This is a genomic window from Pandoraea pneumonica, assembly GCF_049918595.1.
GTDB lineage: Bacteria > Pseudomonadota > Gammaproteobacteria > Burkholderiales > Burkholderiaceae > Pandoraea > Pandoraea pneumonica_A.
In genome coordinates this window covers 671,006-695,106 of the sequence record NZ_JBNCRZ010000002.1, presented here as the reverse complement: position 1 = coordinate 695,106, position 24,101 = coordinate 671,006, and the positions used below count along the sequence as shown (strand labels likewise).

General features: G+C 63.4%; 17 protein-coding genes. 7 read left to right on the top strand and 10 right to left on the bottom strand.

Annotated features, from left to right (window positions below):
• Positions 1 to 63 precede the first annotated feature (63 nt).
• A complete protein-coding gene (locus ACPWR9_RS09625) occupies positions 64 to 1,254 on the bottom strand; it encodes an acyltransferase family protein (RefSeq protein WP_426297162.1) in 1,191 nt (396 codons plus the stop codon).
• Positions 1,255 to 1,571: 317 nt separating this feature from the next.
• On the opposite strand from ACPWR9_RS09625, the gene ACPWR9_RS09620 reads away from it, so the two are divergent.
• Positions 1,572 to 2,276 carry a phosphatase PAP2 family protein gene (locus ACPWR9_RS09620; protein WP_426297163.1) on the top strand — a complete coding sequence of 235 codons (705 nt, stop codon included), beginning with the start codon at positions 1,572 to 1,574 and terminating at the stop codon, positions 2,274 to 2,276.
• Positions 2,277 to 2,358: 82 nt separating this feature from the next.
• Here the strand turns inward: ACPWR9_RS09620 and ACPWR9_RS09615 are convergent, their stop codons facing one another.
• Positions 2,359 to 2,946 (bottom strand): hypothetical protein, encoded by a 588-nt coding sequence (locus ACPWR9_RS09615; protein WP_426297164.1) that lies wholly within the window; start codon positions 2,944 to 2,946, stop codon positions 2,359 to 2,361.
• A 53-nt stretch (positions 2,947 to 2,999) separates the two neighbouring features.
• Positions 3,000 to 3,743 carry an acetoacetyl-CoA reductase gene (gene phbB / locus ACPWR9_RS09610; RefSeq protein ID WP_426297165.1) on the bottom strand — a complete coding sequence of 248 codons (744 nt, stop codon included), beginning with the start codon at positions 3,741 to 3,743 and terminating at the stop codon, positions 3,000 to 3,002.
• A gap of 553 nt (positions 3,744 to 4,296) precedes the next feature.
• Between phbB and ACPWR9_RS09605 the strand changes: the two genes are divergently transcribed.
• The 5 genes from ACPWR9_RS09605 to ACPWR9_RS09585 all read left to right on the top strand — a co-directional run bounded on the left by ACPWR9_RS09605 (position 4,297) and on the right by ACPWR9_RS09585 (position 12,179).
• Positions 4,297 to 5,583 (top strand): efflux RND transporter periplasmic adaptor subunit, encoded by a 1,287-nt coding sequence (locus ACPWR9_RS09605; protein ID WP_426297166.1) that lies wholly within the window; start codon positions 4,297 to 4,299, stop codon positions 5,581 to 5,583.
• Complete coding sequence (locus tag ACPWR9_RS09600; RefSeq protein WP_426297167.1) at positions 5,580 to 8,825, top strand: efflux RND transporter permease subunit; 3,246 nt, start codon at positions 5,580 to 5,582, stop codon at positions 8,823 to 8,825. Before ACPWR9_RS09605 ends, ACPWR9_RS09600 begins: the two co-directional genes overlap by 4 nt.
• A complete protein-coding gene (locus ACPWR9_RS09595) occupies positions 8,822 to 10,432 on the top strand; it encodes an efflux transporter outer membrane subunit (protein WP_426297168.1) in 1,611 nt (536 codons plus the stop codon). The genes ACPWR9_RS09600 and ACPWR9_RS09595 overlap by 4 nt, the downstream gene beginning before the upstream one ends.
• Positions 10,429 to 11,076 (top strand): TetR/AcrR family transcriptional regulator, encoded by a 648-nt coding sequence (locus ACPWR9_RS09590; protein ID WP_426297169.1) that lies wholly within the window; start codon positions 10,429 to 10,431, stop codon positions 11,074 to 11,076. Before ACPWR9_RS09595 ends, ACPWR9_RS09590 begins: the two co-directional genes overlap by 4 nt.
• A 179-nt stretch (positions 11,077 to 11,255) precedes the next feature.
• Positions 11,256 to 12,179 carry a hypothetical protein gene (locus ACPWR9_RS09585; RefSeq protein ID WP_426297170.1) on the top strand — a complete coding sequence of 308 codons (924 nt, stop codon included), beginning with the start codon at positions 11,256 to 11,258 and terminating at the stop codon, positions 12,177 to 12,179.
• A gap of 102 nt (positions 12,180 to 12,281) precedes the next feature.
• On the opposite strand, the gene ACPWR9_RS09580 is transcribed toward ACPWR9_RS09585, so the two are convergent.
• The gene (locus ACPWR9_RS09580; RefSeq protein ID WP_150677865.1) at positions 12,282 to 13,532 is read right to left on the bottom strand and encodes an MFS transporter; all 1,251 of its coding nucleotides are present in this window, start codon (positions 13,530 to 13,532) and stop codon (positions 12,282 to 12,284) included.
• Between the two features lie 193 nt (positions 13,533 to 13,725).
• Positions 13,726 to 15,252, bottom strand: a complete 1,527-nt coding sequence (locus ACPWR9_RS09575) for an MFS transporter (protein ID WP_426297171.1) — start codon at positions 15,250 to 15,252, stop codon at positions 13,726 to 13,728.
• Positions 15,253 to 15,368: 116 nt separating this feature from the next.
• On the opposite strand from ACPWR9_RS09575, the gene ACPWR9_RS09570 reads away from it, so the two are divergent.
• Complete coding sequence (locus ACPWR9_RS09570; RefSeq protein WP_426297172.1) at positions 15,369 to 16,628, top strand: NAD(P)/FAD-dependent oxidoreductase; 1,260 nt, start codon at positions 15,369 to 15,371, stop codon at positions 16,626 to 16,628.
• A 54-nt stretch (positions 16,629 to 16,682) separates the two neighbouring features.
• Here the strand turns inward: ACPWR9_RS09570 and ACPWR9_RS09565 are convergent, their stop codons facing one another.
• From ACPWR9_RS09565 to ACPWR9_RS09545, 5 genes are all read right to left on the bottom strand, one after another.
• Positions 16,683 to 17,621: a universal stress protein gene (locus ACPWR9_RS09565; protein WP_426297173.1), complete on the bottom strand. Its 939-nt coding sequence runs from the start codon at positions 17,619 to 17,621 to the stop codon at positions 16,683 to 16,685.
• Between the two features lie 124 nt (positions 17,622 to 17,745).
• Entirely contained in the window at positions 17,746 to 18,741 is a 996-nt protein-coding gene (locus ACPWR9_RS09560; RefSeq protein WP_426297174.1) for an aldo/keto reductase, read from the bottom strand.
• 130 nt (positions 18,742 to 18,871) lie between these two features.
• The gene (gene bcsG, locus ACPWR9_RS09555; protein ID WP_426297175.1) at positions 18,872 to 20,518 is read right to left on the bottom strand and encodes a cellulose biosynthesis protein BcsG; all 1,647 of its coding nucleotides are present in this window, start codon (positions 20,516 to 20,518) and stop codon (positions 18,872 to 18,874) included.
• A gap of 36 nt (positions 20,519 to 20,554) precedes the next feature.
• On the bottom strand, positions 20,555 to 23,236 hold the full coding sequence (bcsA, locus tag ACPWR9_RS09550) for a UDP-forming cellulose synthase catalytic subunit (protein WP_426297176.1): 2,682 nt from the start codon (positions 23,234 to 23,236) through the stop codon (positions 20,555 to 20,557).
• Positions 23,233 to 24,036: a cellulose synthase operon protein YhjQ/BcsQ gene (locus tag ACPWR9_RS09545; protein ID WP_426297177.1), complete on the bottom strand. Its 804-nt coding sequence runs from the start codon at positions 24,034 to 24,036 to the stop codon at positions 23,233 to 23,235. The genes bcsA and ACPWR9_RS09545 overlap by 4 nt, the downstream gene beginning before the upstream one ends.
• Between the last annotated feature and the right edge of the window lie 65 nt (positions 24,037 to 24,101).

Genomic DNA, 24,101 nt, shown 5'->3' with positions numbered 1-24,101 from the left:
GCGGGAACCGAAAATGTACCATTGCCCCGCATCCCTGCGAATTGAAATCAGCAGGTGAACGCCTTACAAGACCCCGGTCGCCACTGGCGTCGGTGAGCGCCCGACGAGACGCCGCGCGGCAGGGCCGCTCACATAGCGATGCAATGCCGCACCAAGCACGGTGCAAACGGCCACGACCGGCACGTAGGCGAGGAACGTCCAGCGCATATCGCCGCCGGTGAACGCGAGGTACGCAGGCGTCACCGCCAGCACCACGAACATGTGGCTCAAATAAATCTCATAGCTCCAGCGGCCCATCGCGGTTAGCCAACGAAGTCCACGCGGCACGGTGCGGTAGGACCCGTGTGCAGCGGCAAGCCAGCACGCGGCGCTCAGGCAGAGCAGCAACATGATGAAGTCGTGCAGCAGCCGCCCCAGCACGTCGCCGAAGAATACGACGGCGAGCAGCCCAGTCACCGCCAGCCCGCCCACAACGCGCGCCCACTGACGCGGCAACGTCACGCGCTGCACGAACAGCGCCGTCAACACGCCCCATGCAATCGCCGCCATCCCCGGCAGATACGCCTTCTCTTGCCAGATCTCGTTGCCCTGCAATGCCGCTCGTGTCCACGGCAGCGACAGCGCCAGCACGATCAATGCCATCACGCGCCACGGCCCCCGTACGATCAGGCAAAACAGTGGAAACGCCAGATAGAAACACTCTTCGATCGATAGCGACCACAGCACGTCCCAAGCACCGGGTAGCCAGTTGGTGCGACCTTCGTACCAATTCAGCGTCATGGTGAGTGCCGAGAGCAGCGCACCGCCCAGCGACTGACCCGGTTTATTGATGATGAAACCCGGCACGGCGAGCCAATGCATCACGGCAAGTATCGCGAGCAGGAGCAGGAGCAGCGGGAAGATGCGCGTCGCACGCAGCGCATAGAAATTGCGCCAGCGAAACGCGTCGAGCGAACCATAGCGCTCGAGCGAGCGGCGCGTGATGACGAAGCCTGAGATGACGAAGAACACGAAGACCGCTTCGTATCCGTTGAAGCTCAACCCGTCGATGATCCGCTTGGGCAGCACGTCGCCCAGCAGGCTCGGCCCTAGCGGCAGGCGGAACCTGAGCGCAAGGTGGTGCACGACGACGAACAGAATGGACAGGCCGCGCAGTAGATCGATACCGTCGTTGCGGTGGGTCGGTGAGATTGCGGGCGCGGCGCGTGCGGGGGGCGCAGGCAATGGCGGCTTGCCCGTCTGGTTGAACAGCATGAAGTCTCCGGATGCGATGTGTCGGGGCCACATTCGCGGCCATCGTACTATGGCCACGTGTGCGCTAAAACCCATCAGATCCATGAGGTTACGACGACCTTCGCGACGGTCGTCGTAACTTTGGCAACTTACGTGGCGTGGCCGGGCGCCGCTTAGCCCGACATCCCGCGGTGAAAAGTCCGAACGATTCTGTGCGCCCCGGGTCGGACGCGAAGCATGCGGTCTTTGCCGCCAGCACTGTGGTCCGAGCGCAGCGTCACGCGTAAGATAATGTTTTCGCCCGAGGCCCCCTGCTCTCGGGCCGCTTTTTGGTAGTCATGTCGAACTTCTGGATCACCATCACCAATTTCGGTAGTGCCGCAGTGACCGTGCCTGCGGCAGCCGCCCTCACCGTCTGGCTGCTCGCGGCGCGCGCGTGGCGTACGGCTTTCATCTGGGTAGCGCTCTTCGGCGTTGCCGCCCTGCTCGTTGTCATCACCAAGGTCATGTTTCTCGGCTGGGGCTTGGGTGTGCGCGAGCTGGACTTCACCGGCGTGAGCGGCCACACGATGCTCGCCGCTACCGTCTATCCCATGATTGCGTGGCTGTTGCTGCGCCGGGTCGCGTGGCCATGGCGCGCACTCGGCATGGTGCTGGCCAGCGTGGGGAGCGTCGCCGTCGGGGTGTCGCGCGTGGCGCTCTCGGCGCACTCGGTGTCCGAAGCCGTGGCGGGTTGTGCGGTGGGCTTCGCGGTATGTGCGGCATTCGCCTGGCTCACGCGTCACGACGAGGCGCCTAACCTCAAGACGCTGCCGATGGCCGCGAGCCTCTTCATCCTTGTGATGTGGCTGCATGGCGAGCGGGTGCCGACGCAGCGCTGGATCACTCACATCGCGTTGAATCTATCGGGTCGGGAACATCCGTTCCGCCGCGCGAGTTGGCAGGCTCGCAAGCCCGTCGTGCCGCCGGTCACGCCATCGATCACGCCGTCGTCCACCCCCGGCAACAATTCCACGCCCGTCGCGCCCGCGACGGCACGCTGAACACGCTGATCGCGCAGGGCAGCAGCGAACGCGTCGCCGCCCCCTGGCCGCCAGGACGCGATCTGGGTGATGCGCCCGGAACTTACGTGCTCGAACGGTGAGCGTGACCGCCGCGCTTCGGTGGCACACGGCCATTGAGCGGCGACTGACTCGACACGGCCGCCTCGGTCGCCTGTTGCGCTTCCGTCGACATGCGGCGCCAGGCATCCATGGTGCCCTGTGTCGCTTCGTTGAACGCCTGGAACCACTTTTGTAGCGGCGCTTCTGCGGCCTTTGCAGCCTCGCCAGCGGCGGTGCCAGCACCGATCAGGTCGGGCAACGTCATCGCGCCCGCCATGCCGTGCTGCAACTCCTCGCCCGTGGTCCGGCAATGCTCGGCCCACAGCATTTGGTTATTCGCACACACCGCGAGCCATTCGCGCCAGAACGTGTTTTGCTGCGCGAGCTGGCCGTTGAGCAATTGCAAGTTCGCGGTGAACAGCGCATTGAAATCTTGCGCGCCGCCGAGCGACTTGGCCGCTTCGGAATGCGCTTTGAGCAACTCGGTATCCCGCTGTGCCTGCAATTGGTGCATGCGCTGCGCGGCTTCGAGCATGATGCCGTAAGCCCCCAGCGCACTTGCCGTGCTGAGTTTGACCAATGCCAATGCCGGATTCGTTTCCTTGGACATCTTCACTCTCCTGAATAAAACACCTGTGAGCGCGACCATGGCGAGCTCGCCACTCACTCCATGTGCATACCGCCGTTGATTGCCAGATTGCTGCCGGTAATGAAGCCCGCGTCGTCGGACACGAGAAAGGCGACCAGCGCCGCCACTTCATCGGGTCGCCCGAGTCGGCCCACCGGAATTTGCGGCAGGATGCGCGCTTCGAGCACGTCTTGCGGTACCGCCGTGACCATCTTCGTTGCGAGATAGCCGGGCGACACCGTGTTGACTGTCACGCCCGATTTCGCCACTTCGAGCGCCAGCGACTTCGTAAAGCCATGCATGCCCGCTTTGGCCGCCGCGTAGTTCGCCTGACCAAACGCGCCGCGACTGCCATTGACCGATGAAATATTGACGATGCGGCCCCAGCCGCGCGCGACCATGCCGCTAAAGAGCGGTCGCGTCATGTTGAACACGCTGTCCAAATCGGTGCGTAATACCGATTGCCAGTCTTCGGGTGTCATCTTGCGCATCGTGCTGTCGCGCGTGATCCCCGCGTTATTGATAAGAATGTCGACCGGCCCGGTATCGGACTCCACCGCTTTCACACAAGCCTCGCACGACGCGTAATCGGCAACGTCGACGCGATAGGCCTCGAACTCGCGGCCGATCTCTCGCATGCGGGAAACCCAGCCTTCGCAATCGTGATTCTGGGGAGAACAGGTCACTGCCACGCGGTATCCGGCATCTGCCAGACGCAGGCTGATGGCTTCACCCAATCCGCCCATGCCGCCTGTGACCAATGCAATTCGTGTTGTCATAGCTATCCGTCTCTCGTTAACGTCGTAGATCGTTAAACTTCGGATACATTCAGCATAGTCGGAAAGCCCGACCCGCTGGCGCATTCGACGCCTGTGCGTGCCCTGTGCTTGACCTCGCTCAAATTCGCGGACTACCGCGATCGAGCTAAGTTGCCGGCCTCTTGGCGTGCCGGTCTTTCGAATTCGCCGGACCGTCGCTGCTCGTGACGTCACCAGTCGTTGCAACTGGCTCGAGTGCGACTCATCGTGTGTGACAACGTTCCTCGATTGTGACAATTTGTCCCCAACCGAGGGCCCTCTTGGGGGCATGGCGGCGGCTCGCCATCGTGCGAATTTTTGCATACGATGAGTGACCGCGCCCTAGTGATCGTACTCCAAAATAATTCGCCGGTAAGGCATTCAACGACCCCGGTCAACATTCCCAATGGGTACTCCCTATCGATAGTCACAGGGGGTATCGACGCCCGTTGCGGCGCATGCGCAATCCATATATCATCGCCCGTAGATTTAATTCGGATCCTCCCGGATTCCCCATCTTGTGAGTCTCGCGCGCATGTTGCCCTCCTTGCCTGCCAACGCTTCACGTCGCCGCCGGTTATCCCTGGCGCTCACCACCACGGCCATCGCCGTCGCTGCCCTGGCGGCGTGTTCGCGCAAGGCACCGCCTGAGCCGCCGCCCCGTCCGGTGGTTGCCATGGCGGCGAAAACCGCCGAACAGACGCCAATCGCGTCGCTCCCCGCCCAGATCGAAGCGCGCTACGCCACGCCGCTGTCGTTCCGCGTGGCCGGCAAGATCATTGACCGCTCGGTACGGCTGGGCGATGCGGTGAAGGCCGGTCAGGTGGTTGCAAGGCTCGATCCGGCCGATTTGTCGAAGAACGCCGCCAGTGCGCGCGCCCAACTCGACGCCGCCCAGCATCAATTGGATTACGCGACGCAGACCGTCACGCGTGACCGGGCGCAGGCAAAGGAAAACCTCATCGCCCCGGCACAGTTGGAGCAGTCGGAGAACGCCTACGCCAGCGCGCTCGCGCAGCGCAATCAGGCCACGCAACAAGCCGCGTTGGCCGGTGATCAGTTGAGCTACGGCAGTCTGAAGGCCGACCGCGATGGGGTGATTACCGCCGAGCAGGCCGATACCGGTCAGAACGTGAGCGCCGGCCAGCCGGTGTATCAACTGGCGTGGACGGGTGACGTCGACGTGATCGCCGATGTGCCCGAAGTAGCGCTCGGGGCGTTCCGCATCGGCCAGACCGCCACCGTCTCGTTGCCCGCCGTGCCCGGCAAGACGTGGCAGGCGAAGGTGCGCGAAGTCGCCCCGGCTGCCGATCCGCAAAGCCGCACCTATCGCGCGAAACTCTCGCTGCTCTCGCCCGGCCCCGACGTGAAGCTGGGCATGACGGCTAACGTTGCGTTTGCCCAGCCGCTGCCGGGCAGCGTCGCGGCACCCACGGCGGCACCCACGGCGGCACCTACTGCGGCACCTACTGCCGCGTCCGTACCGGTTGCTGCCGCACCAGCCTCGACCAGCGCTGCCGGGGCATCCGCCGCGAACGACGCAGGTAACGCCAACGCCGCGATCGCTGCTGGCCCCGCCATCACCCTGCCCTCGACCGCCCTCTTCCACGATGGCAATCAACCGGCCGTCTGGGTGGTCAAGCAAGACGACACCCTCGTACTGCGCCGCGTGAAGATCGCCCGTTATGGCGAGCGCACGGTGACGGTAGCCGGTGGCATTCAACCGGGCGAGCGTATCGTCTGCCAAGGCGTGCACACGGTGACCGCCGGTGAAAAAGTCCGCGTCATCGCCCCGCTTCACCCTGAGGACTTCGCGTCATGAGCGCGCAGGACGGGAAGCCGCCCGTGCCCCAGACGCCAGACGCCGCACCACCCACCGAGCCACAGGATTACCGCCACGAGGAAGGCAGCTTCAACCTCTCCGCGTGGGCGTTGCGTCACCGCGCGCTGGTAGTGTTCCTCATCGCGATGGCGACGATCTTCGGCATTCTTGCCTACTCGCGCCTCGCCCAGTCCGAAGACCCGCCGTTCACGTTCCGCGTGATGGTGATCCGCACCTTCTGGCCCGGCGCGACCGCCAAGCAGGTGCAGGAGCAAGTGACCGACCGCATCGCGCGCAAATTGCAGGAGATGCCGTCCATCGACTTCCAGCGCAGCTATTCGCGCCCCGGTGAGTCGCTGCTGTTCTTCTCGATGAAGGACTCCGCGCCCGCGAGCGAAGTGCCTGAAGAGTGGTATCAGGTGCGCAAGAAGGTCGGCGACATTGCCTACACGCTGCCTTCCGGCGTGCAAGGGCCGTTCTTCAACGACGAGTTCGGCGACGTCTACACCCACATCTTCACGCTCGAAGGCGACGGCTTCGGCCCTGCCCAATTGCGCGACTACGCCGACGCGCTGCGCACTGTGCTGCTGCGCGTGCCCGGTGTGTCCAAAGTCGATTACTTCGGCGATCAAGACCAGCGCATTTACGTCGAAATCAGCAACACACAGCTCACACGGCTGGGCATTTCACCGAATCAGATCGCTGAAGCCGTCAACGGCCAGAATGCGGTCTCGCCTGCCGGCACCATCGAAGCGCCCAACGACCGCGTGGTCGTGCGCCCGAGTGGTCAGTTCCGCAATGTGAACGAGCTGGCGGACACGCTCATTCGCGTGAACAACCGCACGTTCCGGCTTGGCGACATCGCCACGATCAAACGCGGTTATGTCGACCCGCCCGTCACGGAAATGCGCTTCGCAGGCAAACCCGTGCTGGGTATCGGCATCACCATGCAGAAGGGGCAAGACGTCGTCCACCTTGGCAAAGCGCTGGCGAACACGATGGGCGAGTTGCGCGCGCAACTGCCCGCAGGCCTCAAGCTCACCGAAGTGGCGAGCATGTCGCAGTCGGTATCGCACTCGGTCGACGACTTTCTCGAAGCCGTCGCTGAAGCCGTGGCCATCGTGCTGATCGTGAGTCTGGTGTCGCTGGGATTCCGCACCGGCATGGTGGTGGTGATTTCGATTCCGGTCGTGCTCGCCGTCACGTCGCTGTTCATGTACATCTTCGACATCGGCCTGCACAAGGTGTCGCTCGGTACGCTGATTTTGGCGTTAGGTCTGCTGGTGGACGATGCCATCATCGCCGTCGAAATGATGGCGGTGAAACTCGCGCAAGGCTGGAATCGCAAGCGCGCTGCGGCATTCGCCTACACCAGCACAGCCTTCCCGATGCTGACCGGCACGCTCGTCACGGTCTCCGGCTTCCTGCCGATTGCGCTGGCGAAATCGAGCACCGGCGAATACACGCGCTCGATCTTCGAAGTGTCGGCCATCGCCCTGCTGGCGTCGTGGCTCGCGGCAGTGGTGCTCATTCCGCTGCTCGGTTACAAGATGCTGCCCGAGCGCAAGCGTGAAGCCCACCACGGCGACGATCACGAGCACGAGGTCTACGACACGAAGTTCTACAACCGCCTGCGCGGCTGGCTGACGTGGTGTATCGAGCGCAAGATCGTCGTGCTTGTCATCACCGTCGTGCTGTTCCTGATTGCGATGGCAGGCTTTTCGCTGATTCCGCAGCAATTCTTCCCGAGTTCCGACCGGCCTGAGCTGATGGTCGATCTGCGCTTGCAGGAAGGCGCGTCATATCAGGCCACGCTGCGCGAAACCGAGCGCCTCGAGAAGATTCTCGAAGGCCGCAAGGAGATCGACCATACGGTGAGCTTTGTCGGCACGGGCGCGCCCCGCTTCTATCTGCCGCTCGATCAGCAATTGCCGACGCCGAACTTCGCGCAGCTGGTCGTGACGGCGAAATCGGTGGAAGACCGCGAGGCACTGGCGCAGTGGCTCGAACCGAAGCTGCGTGAAGCCATGCCCGGTGTGCGCACACGCCTGTCGCGTCTGGAAAACGGGCCGCCGGTCGGCTTTCCTGTGCAGTTCCGCGTGAGTGGCGACGATATCGGCACGGTGCGCAAGATCTCAGAGCAAGTCGCCGATGTGATGCGTGCCAACGGCGACACGGTCGATGTGCAGTTCGACTGGGACGAGCCGTCGCAACGCTCGGTTCGCTTCGAAGTCGATCAGCAAAAGGCGCGTGCACTGGGCGTGAGCTCGGCAGACATCGCGAACTTCATCGCGATGACGCTCACCGGCTATGACATGAGCCAGTACCGCGAGCGCGACAAGTTGATTTCGATCACGCTGCGCGCGCCGAAGCACGAACGCGTCGACCCGGCCAAGCTCGCGACGATGGCGATGCCGACACCCAACGGGCCGGTGCCGCTCGCCACCCTCGGCCATGTAGTCGACGATCTGGAATACGGCGTGATCTGGGAGCGCGACCGTCAGCCGACGATCACCGTGCGCTCGGATGTGCGGGCTGGCAAGCAGGGTATCGACGTGACGGAAGCGGTCTACAAGAAGCTGGCCGACATTCGTAAAGCGCTGCCGGTGGGTTACCGCATCGAGATCGGCGGTTCGGTGGAAGAGTCGGGCAAAGGCCAGTCGTCGATCATGGCGCAGATGCCGATCATGATCATCGCCGTGCTCACGCTGCTGATGATTCAGCTTCAGAGCTTTGCACGCACGATGCTGGTGGTGCTCACCGCCCCGCTTGGCATGATCGGCGTGGTGGCGACGCTGCTGCTCTTCGGCAAACCGTTCGGGTTTGTGGCCATGCTGGGCGTGATTGCGATGTTCGGGATCATCATGCGTAACTCGGTGATTCTGGTCGATCAGATCGAGCAGGACGTGGCCTCCGGTCACCCGCGCTTCGACGCGATCGTCAGCGCGACGGTGCGACGATTCCGGCCGATTACGCTCACCGCCGCGGCTGCCGTGCTCGCCCTCATCCCGCTGCTGCGCAGCAACTTCTTCGGCCCGATGGCGACTGCCCTGATGGGCGGCATTACCAGCGCCACCGTGCTGACCGTGTTTTTCCTGCCGGCGTTGTATGCCACGGCGTTCCGCGTGCGACATGACGAGCGTGCCTCGCATGCGCCGAAGGGCACCGATGGATCGAGTGGCCCGTCCGCGCCATCCGACGGTGAGCACGACAACGGCATTCCGCAAGGAGACCGCCCATGACCCCGCGCATTCACTCGCGCCCGCTTGTGCGCCCACCTGCGCGCTCATTGCTGCGCCGCGCACTGCGTCGCCATGCGCCCCTCGCCGCGTTGCTGCCGCTGTGGCTCGGTGCCTGCTCATTCGCGCCGAGCGACAAGCCGCCCGCGATGCCCTCGCCTGCGCATTACGGCACCAACGCGTTGCCGGAGCGCACGGTCGTCGCGCAAGGCGCGTCGCAACAGTTCGACGTGGGTGCCGCGCCGGTCAAAGCTTGGTGGCACGCCTACCGTTCGGACAAGCTCGACGCGCTGGTGGACGAAGGTTTGCGCAACAGCCCGAATCTGTCGGCCGCCGATCATGCGTTGCAAGCGGCCCGCGAGCAGTTGAAGGCCCAGATCGGCTCGTCGCTCTTCCCATCGATCGATATCGGCGGACAAGCAGCGCGCGAGCGCAATCTCGGCATTCCGACATTCGGTCCGCCCACGGCGCTCTACAACATGTTCGTGGGACAGATTCAAGCGCGCTACACGTTCGACTTCTTCGGTGCGTCGCGCTTCGCTAACGCGTCGCTGGCGGCACAAGTCGATCAGCAAGCATTCCAGCTCGAAGCGTCGCGGCAGGCGTTGGCGGCCAACATCGTGGCGGGGGCCATCAGTGCATCGGTCCTCGGCGCACAGGTCAAGGCCACCGAACGTCTGGTCGATCTCGCCCAAGCGGACGCCAATGAAATGGCACGCCGTGAAGCACTTGGCGCCGTATCGCGTTCGGACGCGCTCTCCTCCGCCCAAAATGCGGAGTCGCTCGCGGCGTCGTTGCCGGGTCTGCGGGCGCAGTGGCAATCAACACGTCACGCGCTCGCGGTGCTGCTTGGCCGCACGCCCGATCAAGCACCGGACGATCTGCCGTTAGGCGAGTTGCGCGTACCGCAAACGCTCCCGGTGGCGGTGCCGTCGACGTTGCTGCAAACGCGGCCCGACATTCAGGCCGCCGAGATGGCGCTTAAAGCGGCGTCGGCCGAAGTGGGCGTCGCCACGGCACAGATGTTCCCGAGCCTGTCGCTCACGGCATCGATGGGCAAAGGCGGCTTCAATTGGCCGACAGTGCTGTCCAACGCCGGGTCGCTGTGGAGTATCGCCGGGTCGATCACCCAGCCGCTCTTCCACGGCGGCGCCCTGCTTGCCCAGCGGCGCGCGGCACAAGCCACGTACGAGGCGGCGGTCGATCAGTACAAGCAGACGGTGCTCACGGCGTTCAAGAATGTGGCCGATACGCTTGCGTCGCTCGAAGCGGACAATACGTCGCTGCTGCATGCCGACAATGCGAACGCTGCGGCCGAGCAGGTATACCGCGACACGGCGGCCCGGGTGCGTCTGGGGGCGTTGCCCACGTCCGCCGCACGGGCACGGGAGCAGCAGTACTGGAACGCCTATATGACGACAGTGCGTGCAACCGGCGCGCGTTTGTCGGATACTGCGCTCCTGTTTTATGCGATGGGTGTGCCCCCCGAGCCAACGGCCGACACTGCCAAAGCCCCTGCCTCACCGGCCACGGTGGACGGGGCGAAGGCGGGTACGGTGGACGAAGCCAAGGGTTCGGCACGCACGTCGCAAGACGTTGCGAGACGATGACTGCCACACCCATTACGCGGGGCCGACGCCCCAAACACCTGCCCGATGGCCGCGCGGCGCTGCTTACCGCCGCCATCGAGGCGTTCTCGCAGCTTGGCTACGACGGCGCGAACTTGCGCGGCATCGCGCGGGCCGCGAAGGTCGACGCCAGCCTCGTGCGCGTGCATTTCGGTTCGAAAGAACAGTTATGGCGCGCGTGCGTGGATACGCTCGAAGCCGCCCTCGCGGAACCTGCCGAGCGCATGCGCGCCCTCTCGCTCGATACGTCGCGCCCGGTGACCGACCGGCTGAAGGATGCGATTGCCATCATCGGCGCGCACGCGCTCCATCACCCCGAGCACAAGCAGTTCATTGCGCAGCACGCGGCGGAAACCGGCGACCGGGGTGCCACGCTGCACCGCCACCTGGTGATGCCCGTCTACGACTGCATGGAACCGCTGATCGTGCAAGGGATGGAAGCGGGCGTGGTGCGTGCCGAGCATCCGGCCATGTACTTCTGCCTGCTCGTGCACGCGTTGCATCCGCCGCCCGGCTCGCCCGTCCTGATGCAGTTGATCGCGCCGCAAGTCGGCGGCGACGCTTTTGGTCCGGCGTTGATCAATCAGGTGGAGATGCTGTTTTTTGCGCCACCCGCCAAGCAATAAAAGTACGCACTCGGTGCCAGCGTCCCCTGGACGCGGCAAAAAATACCGTACAGATGATTTTGACGTTGACGTTACACGGTGCATTAGAACAGCCTCTGATCATGCCCCGGCGCATCTTGACGTTAGTTAGCTAGCCCACGTGTCATGTATTCGAAATCAACCAACTACGGAGCTACGGAATGATCGACCTATCGTTCGCAGAATGCTTGTCGCTTGCTGCATTAGTGGCATCGGGAGCGTCTGCGGTCTACGCGAAAAGGCAGAGTGAGTCCGCAAGAGCATCATATGTGAATGATTATCGAAGTAAGCTAGCCGAGCGTCACTCGCGATTTCAAGACGAATTGAGGAAGGTAAAGAAAGAAAACAAAGACTCGCTATCCAAACTCAGCGATGTTGCGGGTGCGGCGCTAGACGCGATTACTAAAAGCGCAGATATATATTGCCTGAAAGACCACGGCGAGCGTCCGCTCCGACACCTGCTGCACGAATCTTCCGAAATGGTGTATTACGCGTTCAAGGGGCAACTTGGCTGGCAAACTGGGTTGAACATTTCGATGCGTTTTCATTACATCTCATACATCCAAGACAAACTCTCTCCCGATTCGGACTGGACCGGCGGAAGCAATTTTCGGCGCACCATTGAGGTTCAGTACTGGAAAGACCCAAACTCCATGCTCGAATCAAAATTGACGAGTGATCGCTACTTCTGCGGACTTATTCGACAGCTTGAATCTCACATGGATATAGAACGGCGCAGTGAATTTATTAACGGAATTCAGGATGCTTTGGCGCCGTTCTACGCAGAACTCGATGTTCAACAGAGTGCATTCAGAAATTACAATACGCGTCTCACCGAATTGATTGAGGAAGGTTGCGCCGAGCACTTCCCTCTGTCTGAGTCCGGCCGACTCTATGGCGAGATGCGCCGCTATCGAGCCACACTAGACACCTTGGCCCATCTTTCAATCCCGAAAATCAAGCGCGAAGACGCTCACCACTACGCCAACTTCGTCTCGTTAGCCATTCAAGCATGTGCGGTACTTCACGCAATACAAGGCGTCGAAATTTGGGGTTGGGAGAGATCGAACTCGCTAAGCATGTAGTACGGGACGGCAAAACACGCCGCCATCCCGCCCTCCCCAAATCTGATGTAGCACTAGGTTCTATCGGGAATGCACCTAGCGCGAAATTTGGATTTCCGTGTATTACCGAACCGCCGCCCCCGGTGGCAACGTATCGGCCGGTGGTGTCGCGGTCGTGGTCAACACCTCGCCGCGTCGCTCTCGACCGAAGGTAATCATCACCGCGATGACCACCGCCACGGTGCCCGCGACGATCGCCATCGCCAGACCGAAATTGCCGTCGTGGGCCTTCGCTATCGTTGTCTGCAAGTTGGCATTGACCGACGCGAACAAGTTACCCAGTTGATAGACCAGCCCCGGGAACGTCGCGCGAATCTCGTCCGGCGAGAGTTCGTTCAAGTGCGCAGGAATTACGCCCCAAGCGCCTTGCACCGAAATCTGCATCAGGAACGCGCCGATCGCGAGCATCACCGCACCGCTGGAGAACGCCCACAACGGCAGCACCGGCAACGCGATGAGCGCCGCGATCACAATGGCACGCCGCCGACCGATCTTCTCCGAAATCGCCCCGAAGAACAGCCCGCCGATAATGGCCCCGATGTTGTACGTGATGGCAATCCAGCTCACGGTGTGCGGCGCGAACTTGTGCTGCACTTGCAAGAAGGTCGGGTAAAGATCCTGCGTGCCGTGCGAGAAGAAGTTGAACGCCGTCATCAGCACGATGGCGTATAGCGCCAGTTTCCAATCGCGCCCCAACACCTGAAGCAAGTTGGCACGCGGCGCCGCGGCTTGTGTGGTGCCCTTCTGCCACGCGGGCGACTCGGGCACATGACGGCGGATGTAGAACACCAGCAACGCCGGCAGCACGCCCACAAAGAACATCCCACGCCAGCCGATGCTCTCGTAGAACAAGCCGTACACGACAGACGCGAGCAGATAACCGCTCGGGTACCCCGCCTGCAACAGCCCCGACACAATACCGCGCGAATGCGTCGGCACGCTCTCCATCGTGAGCGCCGCGCCCACGCCCCATTCACCGCCCATCGCAATACCGAAGAGCGCTCGCAGGATCAGCAGCACCGTGAGACTCGGCGCGAAGCCCGATGCCAGCTCCAGTAAGGCATACAGCAACACGCTCGCCATCATCGCCGGGCGTCGGCCAAACCGGTCACCCAGCCGCCCAAAAATAAGCGCCCCAACGGGGCGCATCGCCAATGTCAGCAGCAGCGCGAACGCCACACTGCCAAGTTCGGTGTTGAACTCCTTCGCGATGTCCTTCAACACGAACACCATCAAAAAGAAATCGAACGCGTCGAGCGTCCACCCCAGGTAGCTTGCCGTTACCACATGCTTCTGTTGACTTGTCCAGGCCATGGTGTCTCCTTCGTCGGCGGCAATGTGTGCGACGAGGTCACTCTACTCCTCAATTTGCGGACGTGCGGAAGGGGCCCGGCATCGCTTCGAAACCCGCATAAATGCTGATTTCCGCCTTCGTTGACGGGGGTTTCATCTGTTGTAACGTTGGATGAACCGACTTAGTGTGCGGCGCAGCAATTCGTCTCGCTTTTTATCGCAACGCACGCTGCACGACGGCGATGATCGCCACCGCTGCACAGACAAACGAAAGCAGCGCGAACAAGTTGCTCGCAGCAAGCAGAAGTGCCTGCTGATCGATGACTTGAGAGAGTCTTGCGAGGGATGCCGCATCGGTGTCGGGCGGCACGGAAAACGGCGTGACGTTAGCGACGAGTTGCGTACGTGCCATCGCCTCGCCGTATTGCAGCCAGAGACTCGCCACGCCGGTGCCGCCAGCGGTCACGATCTGCCGCACGATGTTCTTGAACTGATAGGCGTGGGCGAAATCGTCGACGGTGAATTCGCGATACGTCAGACCGGCGACGAGGGCCAGAATGAATGGCGTGGTCATCTGCTGCAACACCATCGCTTCGAGCACGAGCGGTAGCGATACGCCCGGCATCAATCGCTGCGACACCAGCCATGCGGCCAGCGCGAACATCACATAGCCCAGCGCGATCCACCGCCGTTGCCCAACCAGATGCTGATTGCCGTACGTGAACGCCGTCATGGCGGCGAAGCCGATCAGCCCCGCCACGGTGGTGGCAGTGCCGGTCGCCTGAAAGGTGAATCCGAGGCCAGTCTGCAACGTGGTCGGCATCACGTAGCTCCATAGCCCGTTCAAAAAGTAGTAGAGCGCGTAGAACCCCAGCCCGACCAGATAGCGCTGCCCGATAAGCCGCTTGGGATCGAGCCACGGATCGGGATGGCGATGTTGGTGCAAAAACACACACCCGATGAGCGCCACGCCGATGATCGGCGTGAGTGCCACCGAAGGCGAACTGCGAATCTCGTAGAAACGCAGATCGCCAAGGCCGTGCAACAGCACGAGCGCACCCGCACCGAGGAAGACGACCGTCACCCAGTCCATGCCGCCCACGTCGAGTTGCCACGGCGCGAGCGACGCTTCCAGACGTCTCGGATAGGTGAGCGCCACGAGTACCAGCGTGGCGAGCGCCAGCACCACCTGCACCACGAAGATCACGCGCCAGCTGACGTCCTGCATCAGCATCGACGTGACCCAAGGCGCGAGCGCCGATAACCCGATGCCGCCCGTGTTGAACCCCATGAAGAGCGGTTTGCGTTCTTCGCGTTCGGCCGCCAGTTGGATGATGATGCGCGACGCAGAAAACAAGCCGCCAGCGCCGAGGCCCTGCACGGCCTTGGCAAGCGCGAGTTCAGTGGGGGTATTGCTGACGGCGCACAGGCCCGCGCCGATGGCGGCGATGACCAGCCCGAGCAGCGTAAAGCCGCGATAACTCAGGTCGCGCGAGATACGTCCGAGCACCAGATTGGCGACCGTAGCCGCCGCCGCGTAGGAGGTCAGGCTCCAGAGAAAGTCTTCCGGCGACGCGTGGACGCCACCGCGAATATGCGTGCCGCCGATGCCCATCATCGACGAGGCGACGAAGTCGACACCGGTCGAACACCCCAGCGCAAACGCGAACAGGTACACCTGCGGCGCAGTGAGCTCGGGGTGCTTCGACAACAGCGGGCGGCCGGCACGGTCACTTGTCATCGCGGCTCCTGAGGCCTGTTCCGAAAAGTGATGCAACGCCATCTTACCGGCTTCGCGCGGCCCGGCGGCGATGCAATGCATTACACTGGCGGCCGAACTCCAAACGCTACTTCTACATGTCCGAAGCAATGACTCCCACCACTGTCATCCTCGGCGCCGGTCAGGCCGGCGGCGAAACCGCGCTCGCGCTGCGTGCGCTTGGCTACACCGGCCGCATCGTGCTCGCCGGCAGCGAGACGCATCTGCCCTACCGCCGCCCGCCGCTCTCGAAAGCCTTTCTGGCCGGTCAGGCCGACGAAGCCAGCCTGCTCATTCGCCCGGCCGACGCCTACGAGAAGGCCGAGATCGACGTGCGCCTCGGCGTGACCGCCACCGCCATCGACCGCGCCGCACGCACCGTGAGCTTCGACGACGGTCAGTCGCTTGGCTACGATCACCTCGTGCTGGCACTGGGCGGGCGCGTGCGTCGTCTGCCGATGCCGGGTGGCGACGCCCCGAACGTCTTCTATCTGCGCAATATTGCCGATGCCCAGCGTCTGCGCGAAGCCCTCACCCCGGGCAAGCGCGTAGTCGTGGTCGGCGGCGGTTACATCGGGCTGGAAGTGGCGGCAAGCGCCGTCAAGGCCGGTACGACGGTCACGGTGCTCGAAGCCGCCCCGCGCTTGCTCGCCCGTGTCGCCGAAGCCGATCTGGCCGACTTCTTCGCCACGCTCCATCGCGAGAATGGTGTGAACGTGCAAGTCGGTGTCGGTGTCAGCGCGCTCGAACTCGATGCGAACGGTCAGGTCGTGGCGGTCGTGGCCGGTGAGCAGCGCTTGCCTGCCGACGTCGTGGTGGTCGGCATCGGCCTGCTGCCGAACGCCGAACTGGCACAAGCCGCCGGTCTCGCCGTGGACAACGGCATTGTGGTCGACGAATTCGCCCGCACGAGCGACCCGGCCATTCTGGCCATCGGTGATTGCGCGCATCACGAGCATCCGGCGCTAGGCCGTCGTATTCGTCTGGAATCGGTGCCCAGCGCGAGCGAGATGGCCAAAGTGGCCGCAAGCGTCGTGCATGGCGACGCCCCGAAGGCAGTCGCGACCGCCCCGTGGTTCTGGTCGGATCAGTTCAACGCGAAGTTGCAGATGGTCGGGATGACGGAAGGTCACGACGCCGTTGTCGAGCGTCGCCTGCCCGATGCACAAGGTGCCGCCGTGTTCATGCTGTTCTACCTGCGCGACGGCGCCGTGGTCGCGGCAGCGAGCATCAACCGTGCACAGGAATTCCTCGCGGCACGCGAGTTGGTCGGCCGCCGCGCGGTGATCGACCCGGCTCGCCTGGCCGATGCCGCCACGCCGCTGAAGACGCTGGTGGCGGAATTGGGTAACGCGTAACAGCGAGTCGATGAACGAGCCTGCGACAAGCCACGCCGCCAGTTAAGCCCGCGCCTAGCTGACGTGCGGCGCTTGCGCTGGCAACAGTAAAACCGGCCTGCCCGCGTGGCGGGCCGTGTCTTCTGCGACGCTGCCCAACGTAAAGCGCCGGAATCCGCGACGCCCATGCGTGCCCAGCACGATGACGTCGGCGTCGGCGTCTTTACCCGCCGCGATGATTTGATCGGCCACACCCTCACCCACCGGCGCGATCTCCCGCATCTCCACTTCCCCCGGCACTTCCGCTTCGCGCATGCGTTGCATGGCCCAAGCGCGCATCTGCTCGCCGACGGCACGCACCGCCTCAATGAGTGGCGTGGGATCGAAGCCAGCTAAAAACGGCCCGGGAAGATCCAGCACGTGCACCACGCGCAACGACGCGCCATGCGTGCGTGCCAGCGCCAATGCGTAGTCAAAGGCACGGCGCGACGTTGCGCTGTCGTCGAGCGCCACGAGCACCCGCTCGTAATGTCCGCCTGCACGTAGCGGCTGATGCGCTCTCGCCTCTCCGGCCACCAACATCACCGGCACCAGCGCATTGCGCAGAATCTGTTCCGCCACACTCCCGAGCATCGCGCGGCGCACACCGCTGCGCCCGTGCGTGCCGACGATGATGATGTCGGCAGTCCACTCGAGCGCTTCGCGCGACATCGCTTCAGGCACCGTCTCGCCTGTCGCGCGCAGGTCAATCAAGTGCGCCTGCGCGTCGAACCCTTCTTCGCGCAGATAAAGCACCGCGCGGGCAAGATGCTCCTCGCCTTCGCGCTGCATGTCGCGACGCACTTGTTCCAGATCGATGAGTTTGCCGAAGGCCGACGTCAGCAAATTGACGGGATCTTCCACGGTGTGAATCACGCGGATGGCATCGCCGCTACGGGCAAAGGCCGCCGCCTCGCGCAGTGCACGCCGTGACGACTCGCTGCCATCGGTGGCGAGCAGAATGCGTTTCGTCATGATCAGCCTCGCATGGGAAGTGAGGGAAACGCCGCGCGGCCGCCGTTGTTTCAATAGACGAACCGCACAACGTTGCCTCCACTATACCGCCCGATAGGTGCCAAAGACCACCCGGGCGGGTGCGTCACCGTGCCGCATCACCCCAGCGGTAGGCGTGCGAGGCGTCGTCGAGCTTCGCCTTGAGGTCGCCATCGAGCGTGTAGTCGATGGTGCCGAGGGTTTCCGTCAGTTGGTCCACGCGACTCGCACCGATGATGGCCGACGTGACGACGGGATTGGCTAGCACCCAAGCGAGCGAAAGACGCGTGAGCGATTCGCCCGATTCCTTGGCGATGCCCTTCAGCGCTTCGATAGTCGCGAACTCACGCTCGTGCCAATAGCGCTGCTGGTACATCGCACCGGCTTTGCCCACTTGTGCGGTGAAGCGCCCTTCGCTCGGCGTCGCGCTGTGTTGGTACTTGCCGGTGAGCAGCCCGCCTGCGAGCGGGTTGTACGGGATCACGGCCAAGCCTTCTTCGCCGGCGAGCGGCAGCAACTCGCGCTCGATCTGGCGGAACAGCAGGTTGTAGCGCGGTTGCACCGAGACGAAACGCGCCACACGCAGCACGTCGGCACGGCCCAGGGCGCGCGCCAAACGATACGCCAGATAGTTCGAGACGCCGATGTAGCGCGCCTTGCCCGACTTCACGATGGTGTCGAGTGCTTCGAGCGTTTCGTCGATGGGGGTCTCGGTGTCGTCCGAGTGCAGTTGGTAGAGGTCGACGTAATCGGTGCCCAGACGGCGCAGCGACGCGTCGATGGCGTCGAGCAAATGTTTGCGCGACGCGCCCTTGTCCCACGGCGACGGGCCCATTTGGCCGCATGCCTTGGTCGCGACGATGTAGCGGCTACGACGGCCCTTGAGCCAGCGCCCGACGATCTCTTCGGTGCGCCCGCCTAGCGACTCGTCGCTACCCAGCGGATAGACGTCGGCGATGTCGATGAAATTGACGCCCGCCTCGGTCGCGCGATCGAGAATCGCGTGGCTGGCTGCCTCGTCGGTTTGCAACCCGAAGGTCATGGTGCCCAGACAAAGGCGGGAAACGTTCAGGCCGGTGCGGCCAAATTTGGTGTATTGCACGGTAACTCCCGGAAGCATCGGTTCGATGGGTGACGCGAGACTGCGCTGCCCGCCAGGGGTCGAATCCCCTGAAGCGGGCACGTCGCACAGTATGCGCGATTCCTTCGAAACTTGTCCGGGTCGCCGTCGACTATTCCAATGACTTCAGATCGAGCCACACGCCATCCGCACCGCGAATCAGCATCTTGCTGTCGTACTTCATCACGGTCGTCTGCTCGTTGGCCGAAACGAAGGCGGTTTGCGGCAGATCGTTCGCGTATTGCGCGAGGTCGGGCGTCCCGGCAAACGGGTTGGTCGCGACCAGTTTCGAGACCAGCGTCATCAGCGCGAGATAGCTCGTCGGCGTAGAAATCGTCACCGGCGTGTGCGCTCCGCCAGCGCCTGCTGCCGTCGCGCTGTCGCCGAAGCCCACCAACTTCACTGCCACCGGCACGTGCGTGATCTCGGGCAGCGGAATTTCGCGCATGCCCGAAATTTGCAGCTTGCTGCCGCGCAGCGCTGCGCCGTGTTCAGGCACGAACACCACCACCGCCTTGCGGCCCGACTTCGCGATCGTGTCGATGAACTGGCCGAAATCGTCAAACATCGTCTTCGCGCGAATCGGATAGCTCTGCACGCTGGTGAGCTTTGACCCTTCGAGACGATTGCCGTCGTGCAACGAGATGGTGTTGTAGTACAGCGCCACACGCTTGTCCGGCATCGCGGTGCGTTGCTTCCACCACCCTTGCAGCACGTCGCCGTCCGAGTGGATCGGCGTTTCGTCGAAGGCACGCATCGACACGCGCGTACGGGTGTTGTCGTACGGCGTGATGCCCTGCACGTTGAAGTTGTCTTTGACTTCCTGCATGAAGTTATCGAAGTGCCCGTCGTGATTCATCGCTAGTGTCGGCGTGAAGCCAAGGCTCTTGAGATCGCTCATCACGTAGCACTGCGGGCCAGCCGGGTCGTACAGCGCCTTGTGCGTCGGCTGACCGCAGCCTGCGCGCAGCACGCGAATGGCCGCCGGGCCGCTATAGCTCGCCGCCGAGTTGAAGTTCTTGAACACGAAATCGAAGCGCGAGAGCAGCGGCTGGTTGTCCAGGTTGTCGACGTCGAGATCGTCCTGCGCGAGCGAGCAGATGTGCAGGAAGATGATGTCGAAGTCGGGCCCTGCCCCGGCCTGCGCGGGCAACGACACCGAGCGCGTCAGTTCGCGCGCGTAAAACGAGTTGAGCGCGGCATTCGGGTTGGCGCCCGGCGGGACGTCCCCGTCGCCCACGACGCCATCGCTACCCGCTGCCGCCGGCGCGCCACCGCTTGCGGCACCGCCTGCTGCCGCCGCTGTGCTATCACCCTGCGCCGCCACCACCTGTGCCACCGGCACCAGCGTGCCCACATGCAGCGCGACCGGCACGACCAATAGCGCGAGCAACACGAACGTGGTCACGCGCACCCAGCGGTTCACGATCCAATACGCCAGCACCAGAATCGCGAGCAACAGCCAATCGCGCACGGAGACGAAGCGGCCGAGCAATTCGATGATGTACGAGAAGCGGAATTGCAATAGCGCCGGCAGTTGCTCGATAAAGCGCGCGAACGGTGGCAGGTTCGAGTCGTAGTAGAGCAGCCCTGCCCCCACCGGAACAGCAATCACCTGGCGCAGGATGCGCGCCCAGCGCGGGCGCAAGCGGATCGCCAGCAGCACCGCGAAGAGGAAGTTCGGCAGCACGTGAAAGCCGATGATCCCGGCCCACAGCAGCACCAGTTTCAAAATGAAATAGAGATTCCAGATGCCCATTGTCAGGTTCCGTCCCTTGGTTCTTGCTTCATCCGGCTACGCCTGCGGCGTGCTCTGGTGCGAACGCGTTCGCGCGCCGCGCAGCCGGTTCTGCCAACGAGTCACGAGCTTGCTCAACAGATAGTTCGCCAGCACCTGATAACCGCGCAGGCCCATCGCCAGCATTTCGAACAGCGCCTTGATCGGTTCGTCGCGCGTGCGCTCGGCGTCCCAGTCGCGCCACGCGTCGGCACGACCGAACGTGAACTGCACGAGATGCTTGTCCTGCTCCGCCGTGAGCGGCAGGAACGACAAGAACAGATCGTTCGCCCGCGAATTGACCACGCTCACCGGGAAGCCGTATTCGTTCTCGCCGCGCGAGAGCGCCACCTGTGCCTCGGTGCCCACGGGCAAATCGAGCGTGGCGGGCAGTTGCAGCGCCAGCCCGCCACCCGAGAAGTCGCGGGTGTGGCACGCAATCGTTCGCCCGTCCGGCAGATACAGCACCGCGGGAATGCTCATCGTCACGCGGTGCGTGCGACGCACTTGGCGAACTTCGGTCGCCACCGCCACCGCAGCCCCCAGCACTGCCAGGTTGAACGACACCCACGCGAGATTGAAGACCAATGCACCGGTCTCATGCGCTGGTCCGTAGAACCAACGCACCATGCCTGCGAGAAAGCCGAGCACGTTGAACCCGAGCAGCACCATATACGGCTTCGAAATGCTCCAGTCGAAGAAGCTCTGCTCGATCAGCCCGCCCTTGGCCGTCACGTTGAACTTGCCATAGCGCGGGTTGATAAACGCGACCGTCGTCGGCAACGCCACGTACCACGCGAGCACGGCTTCATAAACATCCGACCAGAACGAATGGCGATACTTGCCCTGAATGCGCGAGTTGGCGATGTTGGCATGCGCAATGTGCGGCAACACGTACGCACAGATGCTCAATGCTGCCGCCTGCACGATGTGCAAACCGAAGAACAGATAGCAGATCGGTGCGAGCAGGAAGATGATGCGCGGTATGCCGTAGAAGAAGTGGAGCATCGCACTTGCATAGCAAATGCGCTGGCCCATTTTCAGCCCGCGTCCAAATAGCGGGTTATCGACACGGAAGATCTGCGCCATGCCGCGCGCCCAGCGAATGCGCTGGCCTACGTGGCCCGAGAGCGATTCCGTGGCCAGCCCCGCCGCCTGCACGACTTTGATGTACACCGTGTTCCAGCCGCGACGGTGCATCTTGAGCGCCGTGTGGGCATCTTCGGTCACCGTCTCGACCGCCACGCCGCCCACTTCATCCAGCGCCGTGCGCCGCAGTACCGCGCACGAACCGCAGAAGAACGCCGCGTTCCAGAAGTCGTTGCCGTCCTGCACCACACCGTAAAAGAGGCGCCCTTCGTTGGGCACCGCACCGCGTGTTGCGAGATTGCGCTCGAACGGGTCGTCGGAGAAGAAATGGTGAGGCGTCTGCACCAGCGAGCAACGCGGGTCCTTGAGAAACGAGCCCATCGTCGTCTGCAAGAACGAGCGCACGGGGATGTGATCGCAGTCGAAGATCGCGATGAAGTCGCCCGACGTCTTCTTCAAGGCGTGATTGATGTTGCCCGCTTTGGCGTGAAAGTTGTCGGGGCGTGTGACGTAATGCACGCCCGCCTGTTCGGCGAACTCGCGCATTTCCTCTCGGCGACCGTCGTCGAGCAGATAGATGTTGATCTTCTCGGGCGGCCAGTCGATGCCACACGCGGCGTAGACCGTCGGGCGCACCACGTCGAGCCCTTCGTTGTAGGTCGGGATATACACATCGACCGTAGGCCACAGACGAACGTCGGCTGGCAGCGGCGTAATGCGCCGTTGCAGCGGCCAGACCGTCTGAAGGTAGCCGAACAGCAGAATCAGCCACGTGTACATTTCTGCCGCGACGAGGATGTAGCCGACCACGGCTTCTTCCGTCGTATCGAAGGCTAACGATTGGGTGAGCCGCCACCACACGTAACGCACCGTAGAGATCAACGACAAGCCGATCAGCACGAGCACCGAGTACTGACTGTCGAGCCTGCGAAACACAAGCGCCAGCGTCAGCGTGCAGATCGAGAACAGCAGCTGCTCGAAGGGATCGAACGGCGTCGTCACGATCCAGAACACCCCGAACAGACCCAGCAGCGCCACCACGGCCGACGTCACGCGCCACTGCATCACACGTTCGAGCCGCTCGTCGAACTTGTGCGCCAACTGGGCGGGCGTGTCTGGCGGAATGCCGAAGAGTGTCTGCACGAGCCACAACCGCACGCGCTCGTTGTTATTACGGAACGCTATCCATGCGACATAGGGTGGGAACGCCGGGCGCTGGTCGGCGCGCCGCCACAGGGACGCGCGAACCATTTGCCAGAAGCCCGCATCTGCCGGTACACCGACCCGCTGGGTGAACCGTTCGTTGGCCCAAGAAAAGGCCTGGCCGAGATAGTCGGCACGCCCTTGGCGAGCCGGTTGAAAGAGGATGCGCAGCCACCAGTCGCGCCATTGATCGAGCTGGCGAACGTCGAGTCGCATCGCCCACCGGGCGACGACATGATCGGCCATCTGCGACAACCACAACCGTTGACGCGGTGAGCGGAGCGTGGCGGCGAGCAACCATTGCAAGGCGCCCGGTGCACGGCCATCAGCGCGGCGCGGCAGCCGCAGACGAACCGCGAGCGTCTCGCGTCCCAACCGGTAAAGGGTTTGCAGCGACTCGCCGATCATGGTCTGCCCTCCTGCCCATCAACGGCGTCGGGCGCCTCCGCAATGATCTCGCCCGGGCGCGCCGTCGCGCGAAGCACCCACGCGGCCAAATGCACGATGTCGAGTGCGGCTTGCGACCCTTCGGCATGTTCGAGCAACGCCGTGCCGCTGGCGGCGGCGGCGCCCACCGCATCGTCACGATGAATGCGCACCGGCACAATGGCATCGCCGCCACGTGCCTGAATCATCTGCATCAAATCGTTGCCGAGCGCGGAGTTCGCTGCCGCGAAATTCGCCACCATCTGACACCGAGTGCCGCCTGCGGCCACCAAATCGGGTTGAGTGACGTAGCCCGTTGTCGTGACGGGCACGATGCCCAACACCAAGTCGGCCGCCGCCATCGCCGCTTGCGTCGTAACGTTGGGCAAGCGCGCGGTATCGATGAGCACGCGCGTGCCGTCAGGCAATCCGAGCGTGTCGAGCTGACGGCGCAGCGCGGCAGGGTCGCGTTGCAACCATGCGCCAAACGCCGCCGCCTTTGCCGCGCTCGCAGCGCCTGCGGGCAGCAACGGCACATTGGCAGGGGTATGGCAAACGAGCGGCTGCCAGCCGCCCGGCGCATCCGTTGCGTCACCTTGCGCGAGCACGCCCGTCCCGCTCGCGGCCGTGAGCCCGAGCAATGCACCGACACTGTTCTGGGCATCGAGTTCGAGCACTGCCACTGGGTGATCCCCGCGCGCCAACTGCGTGGCGAGATGTGCCGTCACCGTGCTGCGGCCCGCGCCGCCTGCGCTGGAGACAAGGGCGATGAGTGTCAGCATGCCGCCTCCTTCGCCGTGAGGTCAGCCAATGCGTACGAAGCAACATCGGTCGTGAAATTGGCCAT